The organism is Sphaerisporangium sp. NPDC049002, assembly GCF_040649355.1.
In the GTDB taxonomy this organism is placed as follows: Bacteria; Actinomycetota; Actinomycetes; order Streptosporangiales; family Streptosporangiaceae; genus Sphaerisporangium.
The window spans coordinates 1-6303 of the sequence record NZ_JBEZFH010000309.1; the positions used below are offsets into that span (position 1 = coordinate 1).

The window sequence follows — 6303 nt, forward strand, 5'->3', positions numbered from 1 at the left end:
TTGGTCCAGCAGGACGCGCGGGTCGTCGCCTTCCCCTCCCATGGAGGACGCCTTCGATGGTCCGGAGGGGCGACCCCCTGCGAGAGGGGCGCCAGGGAGGTGGTTGTCAGGCGGCGTAGCTCGGGTAGCCGTAGCCCACGACCTGGGAGGTCGGGCGGGTACGGATCTCGACCTTGCCGTTGCCCGTGTTGCCCTCGACGGTCTTGATCGTCCCGTCGCCGTTGTCCTTGACGACGAAGCCGACGTGGTCGATGTCGTCCAGGCTCTTGCCGCGGCCCCAGTCGAAGAAGACGACCGCGCCGGGCCTCGGAGTGCTGCCCCAGCGGTCCTGGGACGCGAACCACTTGGCGTGCGCGACGGTGTAGGCGTCGGTGCCGACGGTGTCCTGCATGCCGAGCTGGGTGCCGACCCAGGAGACGAACATGTCGCACCAGGCGGCGTCGGCGTACCCGGCGATGGTGCCGCTGTCACGGGCCACGGTCTCCCTGGCCCTCGGAGTGCTCATGTACCAGGAGTGGAACTTGGTGCCGCCACCGGCGCTGTTCTCGGAGATGCCGACCTGTCGCTCCGCGAGGCTCAGCAGCTGCTCGGCGGAGACCCGCCTCACGGATTCCGGAGCCTGCACGGTCATGGGCGCCTCGGCGCCGGCGAGGTTGTGGATCGTGTCGTCGGCGGAGGCGTTGGCCGCGAGGGCCGTGCCCGTCACCGCCTGGGCGAGGACCAGGCCGCCGAAGGCGAAGGCTTTGAGATGGTTCTTCGGGGCGTCCAGAAGCCGATGTATCGACATTGACAAGGGGATACTCCTTCTTCCAAGCCGCCTACCGGGTTAGCTGACGGGTTCGGGCGTGGAAGTTCGCCCTACGGGATCGTCCGTGGGAGTGACGATCCCGATTCACCCCAGAGGAGGTGGGTCCCCGGCTCCGCGCGATGCGGACTCGGCGTAGCGCGTAGCGGCGGGAGAGGGATCTCCGCAGTGGACCGAGCCGCGCTGTGCAATCTCCACGGCACGAGCGGGGTACTCAAACGGGCAGTACCTGTGCCAGGAGTCCACTCAGAGTAATACATCGGACAAACACATGCAAACAGGACAAACCTCTGGGCTATGACGGGGGACTGGAGGGCAAACCTGCCTTGACCGCGCCGGGGCCGGTGGCCTCCGGGCTGGGGTTCACCCGCCTTGACCTGGGTACGGAGGAGCGCTCCTGCCGCCGGGCGCGACCTCGGCGCCATCGGCGGCACCGGTGCGGAGAGTCGGGATGAGCCGGGCGAAAGTGATAGTTGTGATGCCTCGCACCGCTGGTGTCAAGCGGGCTGGAGTGACGAGGGCACACGGATGGTGCGTGAGGCACGAGGCACCGGAGGTCCGCCTTGGGAACCGGGATCTCCGGCACCGACCCCGCGGAAGGGAGGCGGCCCGGCCGGACCACAACGAGAACAGCGAGACCTGGCTGATCCGTCGTTGTCCTCCGTTCATCGGTTGTTCCCCCCTGCGTCGGGTCACCCGGTTACGTTGCTTGCGTCGTGAAAGTGTCAATGCCCGGCGTGGAGAGGAACGGTCGAAGCCGCGTGCGGGAGCAGGTGCCGGCCGTAGCCTGGGTGGAGTCGCCCCTCCAGTTGCTGTGCGCGGTCGAGGCGCGGTACGCCGGGGTCGTCGGGGCGGGCACGCGCGTGGTGACCCGCGCCAAGCTGCCCGGGCTCCGCGTCACCCGCACGGAGCTGACCACCCTCGACCTGCCCGCCGGGCTGGAGATCGAGACCGCCGAGGGCGGGATGCCCCGTCCGGGCCGCGACTCCGCGTGGGTCCTCGGAGACGCCTTCTCCGGCAGGATGCAGCTCACCTCGCTCACCGCCGCGCCCACGCGCATGGTCCTGGTGGACGACGGCCTGGCCACGATCCGCCTCCTTGAGCTGCTCACCGCGAGGCTCGGCACCCCCCTCGTGCGCGCCCGCGCCAAGGCGAGCCCGACGCGGCGGATGCTGGGGGCGGCCGCCGCGATCCGGCTGCGGGCCGCCGCCCGGGCCGGACGGCTCACCGTGTTCACCGCGCTGCCCGTGCCCGCCGAGCTGGCGAAGGCCGTACGGGAGATCGGGGCCGAGCTGGTGACCCACGACTTCGCCTGGCTGCGCTCCCAGCCCGCGGTCGCCCATCCCCGGCCCGCCGAGAGCACGGTCGTCCTCGGCACGTCGCTGGTGCGAAACGGGCTGATCCACCGCGACCGCTACCTCGCCTGGCTCTTCGCCCTCAAGGGGCCGCTGGCCTACTACCCGCACAGGCGGGAGGACCCCGGCGACCTGGCGGCCGTCCGCGGCCACCCGGGCGTCACCGTGTACGACGGCGGGGTCCCCGTCGAGATGACCCTGCGGGACCTGCGGCCGGGGCAGCGGGTGCTGAGCCTGCCCTCCACGGCGGTCACCTCGCTGCGCGTCCTGCTGTCGGCGCGCGGCGTCCCCGTGGAGACCGTGGAGGTCCCCGACGACTGGTGGACGCCGACGGCGACGGTCTCCCTCCGATCACACCTCCAGATGTTCGCGCACGAAAGGGCTTCTCCTTGACCCGGGTTCTCGCTGTGGCCGATTCGGACTCCTACCTGAAGTGGGCGGCGGGTCTCCTCGACCAGCTCCCCGCCGGGTGGACGTCGACGCTGGCCGTGGTGCGCACGCCGATCGTCCCGTCCCCGGGTCAGATCGCCGCCGCCGTCAACGGGACGCGGTTCGACACCGAGGAGCCGCCGGCGGTGGTGCCGGCGCGGGGCCTTCGCCGCCTCGCCGAGCGGATCAGGCCGGACGTCGTGCTGGTCTCCTGCACGGGGCCCGTGGTCGACGTGCTGGTGAGCGAGGTGTTCGACGGGCTGAGCCCCCGCCCGGTCTTCGTGTCGGGCCTTCCTGGCATCTCGATCCCCGCGACGGAGAAGGCCTGGCTGTACCGGGGCGGATGCGATCTCTTCGTCGTGCACAGCGGCAGGGAGGTCGAGGAGTTCGCCCGCATCGGCAGGGAGCTGGGCGCCGAGGGCGAGATGGCGCTCGCCCGCCTGCCCTACCTCGACCACGCCCTCGCCCGCCCCACGTCCGCCGACCGGCTCGTCTTCCCCTCGACGACCGGGCGGCCCGGCCCCGCGCCGCTCACCGCGCGGGCCGTGCCGTCCGAGGCGGGCGAGACCGGGCCGTCCGAGGCCGGCGAGACCGTGGCGGAGGAGGGCGGGAGGCGGGTGGTGTTCGCGACCCAGGCGAAGGTGCCGAAGCGGCGCGAGGAGCGGGAGGGCATCCTGCTCGCCCTGGCCCGGCTCGCCGAGGCCCGCCCCGACCTGGACGTGGTGGTCAAGCTCCGGGCCCTTCCGACCGAGCGCCAGACCCACAACGAGCGGTACCACTACGAGCGGCTGTGGCGCGGGCTCGTCGAGACGGGCGCGGTGCGCGACGGCGGCGTGAGGTTCGCGGCGGGCGCGATGCGCGAGCACCTCTCCGAGGCGGCGGCGTTCGTGACGGTCAGCTCCACGGCGGCGCTTGAGGCGATCGCGGGGAGGGTCCCGTTGCTGGTGCTGTCCGACTTCGGGGTGAGCGCGGAGATGATCAACCTGGTGTTCGAGGACAGCGGATGCCTCGGCACCCTGGAGGAGCTCACCCGCGGCGAATTCCGGCAGCCCGCCGCCGCCTGGCGCGACGCCAACTACTTCCACGACCCGGCCGTGAGCGACTGGGTGGTCAAGCTCGCCGTGCTGGTGGAGCGGGCGCGCGCCGGCGGCCTGCCCCCGGTCCGGCCGCTGCTCGACGGTCCCGGGCACGCCGCGGCCCGTCGCCGCGCCCGCCTGCGCGTCGAGGTCCCGCCGGACGTCCTGCGCGTGGGCTACCGCGCCGGCCGCCGCGTCCGCCGCTACCTCAAGGCGCTCGGCTAGCAGGTACGCCGCGGCCGGGGGCCGCCCGGGGAGACCGGGCGGCCCGCACGGGTCAGACGGGGTTCAGATACCAGATCTGGTCGCCCGCGACGATGCCGAGGCCGGAGTCGGTGTTGCCGGTGACCGTCTGCTGGTCCAGGGTGGTGCCGCCGCCGGGAGGTGTGTCGAGCACCTTGCCGCTGAAGCGGTTGACCAGGAAGGACGTCCCGTCCGCGACCCGCTGGAAGGTCCATTGCTGGCTGGTCGCGGTGCCGCAGGTCGCCTGCCTGATCTGGACGCCGGTGGACGTGCTCGCCGAGACCAGGTCCAGGCACTTGGCGCTGTTGACGTTCACCAGCTTCCAGTACGACCCGGTGGCCTGGAGCGTCCACCGCTGGCTGGTGGCTCCGGACGGGGCGTTGTGCGTGATCAGCGCGCCGGACGCGGTGGAGCCGCCCGCGGGCTCCGCGTTGTCGCGGCTGCCGAGCCCCTGCAGGTAGTAGACGCTGTTGTTGACCGGCGCGATGCCCGTGACCTGGTTGAACACCCACTGCTGGTTGGTAGCGCCGGTGTAGGTCTGCTGCGTGACGGGCGCCGGGTAGGCGCCGCTCGCGGTCAGCGCCAGCCCGGACAGCCAGTCGAAGATCGCGTAGGTGTTCCCGCCGGTCGGAAGGTAGGCGAAGCGCATGCCGTCCTGGCCGGCGCAGATGTACTGCAGGAGCGTCGTGCCGGGCGTGGTGCCGCTGTAGGAGCTGTCGGCGCACAGGCGGCTGCCGACGTTGACGAACTGCAGCCCGGTCGTGTAGCCCATCAGCCACTTCTGGCTGGGGGTGTCGACGCGGGCGCGCTGGCTCAGCTCGGTAAGCGCCCCGGTGGACGCGCCGATGGGTTCGAGCGCGCCTCCCGTGGAGACGTTCGTGATGACGTAGGTGTTGCCGACCTTGGGGTGCGCGTCGCTGTCGGCCGTGCCGCCCGCGATGAGGTAGGCGCTGCTCGCGACGTTCCAGTGCGTGGCCAGGTAGGTTCCGGCGGTGGGGGCGGCGTTGTAGTAGTCGTCCCGGTTGCAGTCGGGCAGCCGGTAGTCGTTCCACTGCAGGCAGTTCCACGAGGGCGTGCCGCCATAGCACATGAGGTCCCACTGGTCCAGGCAGTGCCAGGTGCCGTCGGAGTGGGCCGAGCTGAGCTGCACGGCGCCAAAGGTGTGCCCCAGCTCGTGGGCGATGGCGTTCGCGCCGAAGCAGCCGGGGATGGCGTCCACGCGGGCGAAGGCGAGCCCGTTGTTGAGGTTGGCGGCCCCGGTCGTCAGGTCGTCGCTCTTGATCTCACCCACGCCGCAGATCACCGTGGCTTCGGTGAGCATGAGGTAGTGGCGGTCGGTGCTGGTGTAGCCGAGGGCCTTCACGGCGGTGATGCTGGTGGCGAAGTCGGCCAGTGACCCGGCGGGGACCACCACGTTGCGCACGACGGCGGCGCAGCCGCCGCTCACCGCAGTGGTGACGTAACGGATGTGCCGGCTGCGGTTGGAGGTGGCCGCCCCGTCGTTGAACGCGTCGTCGGCGTTGGCCAGCCAGGCCCGGAACATGGGCAGGAACTGGGTGTAGCGGTCGGGCATCGACGCCTCGCGCACGTACAGGACCTCGACGCGCTTGCCGCTGGTGCCGTCGCCGTCGCAGGCCACCAGTTGCGGGCTGACCCGCGCCTTGGCCTGGCTCGGCGCGAGGGCCGCCGGGCCGGCGTGCTCGCCGAGCTTGGCGCCGGGGAAGGTGTCGTACACGGCGTGGGAGGAGGGGCCGTCGTCCGGCGGAGGGGCGGCCGACGCCGCCGAGGGTGAGGCGACCATACCGGCCGCGAGGAGGACCGACGCGGCGACCAGGGAGAGGTTTCGCCTGAGCTGCATTCCGATGAACTCCGATCGGGTGCGGATACGCCCTAGAGGGCGACTCATCGGTAATGATCACATCATAAACACGCAAGTCCGACTGATTGTAAGATTTATCACAAAAACCCGTGACGGCAACGCATTCAAACGACCCAATCGGGTGATTTGTAGCCTCGTGTGATAATTCCAGTAAACGCAAATAATGGAACCTCGACGCCGAACAAAGCATTCACCGGTGGGAAACCTCCAGCTCACAGGCGTGAGCCATGGCGGCCGTGTACGCACCTATCACGTCCGAGCGAGCCGGTCCACGGCCTTTCTCAAAAGGCGAGACATGCCCCTGTGCTCTGCGGCTTCGGACGGAGGGAAATGTCGCCGGTCGGCCGGTGAGGGCGCGGTGGAGGCGGGTGGTGAGGCCCTTGTCTTTGGCTGGGGGCTCGGGGGTGGGGATCAGGCCGACGGAGGCCGGCCGGCGATGGAAAACTCCCTGAAGCGCCGCGACGGTGGGCACGTCCATGACGACGGCGGCCCCATGATCACGGGCGTGATCATGGG

Annotated in this window: 4 protein-coding genes and 1 riboswitch; of the genes, 2 read left to right on the forward strand and 2 right to left on the reverse strand. The window is 70.9% G+C overall.

The window, feature by feature from the left end:
- Positions 1 to 106: 106 nt before the first annotated feature.
- Positions 107 to 787, reverse strand: coding sequence for a CHAP domain-containing protein (locus AB0B89_RS34005; RefSeq protein WP_358561109.1), 681 nt, complete (start codon positions 785 to 787; stop codon positions 107 to 109).
- 14 nt (positions 788 to 801) lie between these two features.
- Positions 802 to 951, reverse strand: a riboswitch (cyclic di-AMP (ydaO/yuaA leader).
- 615 nt (positions 952 to 1566) lie between these two features.
- On the opposite strand from AB0B89_RS34005, the gene AB0B89_RS34010 reads away from it, so the two are divergent.
- Together AB0B89_RS34010 and AB0B89_RS34015 are read left to right on the forward strand one after the other, a co-directional pair.
- Entirely contained in the window at positions 1567 to 2553 is a 987-nt protein-coding gene (locus tag AB0B89_RS34010) for a hypothetical protein (RefSeq protein ID WP_358561111.1), read from the forward strand.
- 14 nt (positions 2554 to 2567) lie between these two features.
- Entirely contained in the window at positions 2568 to 3890 is a 1323-nt protein-coding gene (locus tag AB0B89_RS34015) for a DUF6716 putative glycosyltransferase (RefSeq protein ID WP_358561114.1), read from the forward strand.
- A 52-nt stretch (positions 3891 to 3942) separates the two neighbouring features.
- Here AB0B89_RS34015 and AB0B89_RS34020 read toward each other — a convergent pair whose 3' ends face one another.
- The gene (locus tag AB0B89_RS34020) at positions 3943 to 5814 is read right to left on the reverse strand and encodes an RICIN domain-containing protein (RefSeq protein ID WP_358561117.1); all 1872 of its coding nucleotides are present in this window, start codon (positions 5812 to 5814) and stop codon (positions 3943 to 3945) included.
- Positions 5815 to 6303: the final 489 nt, after the last annotated feature.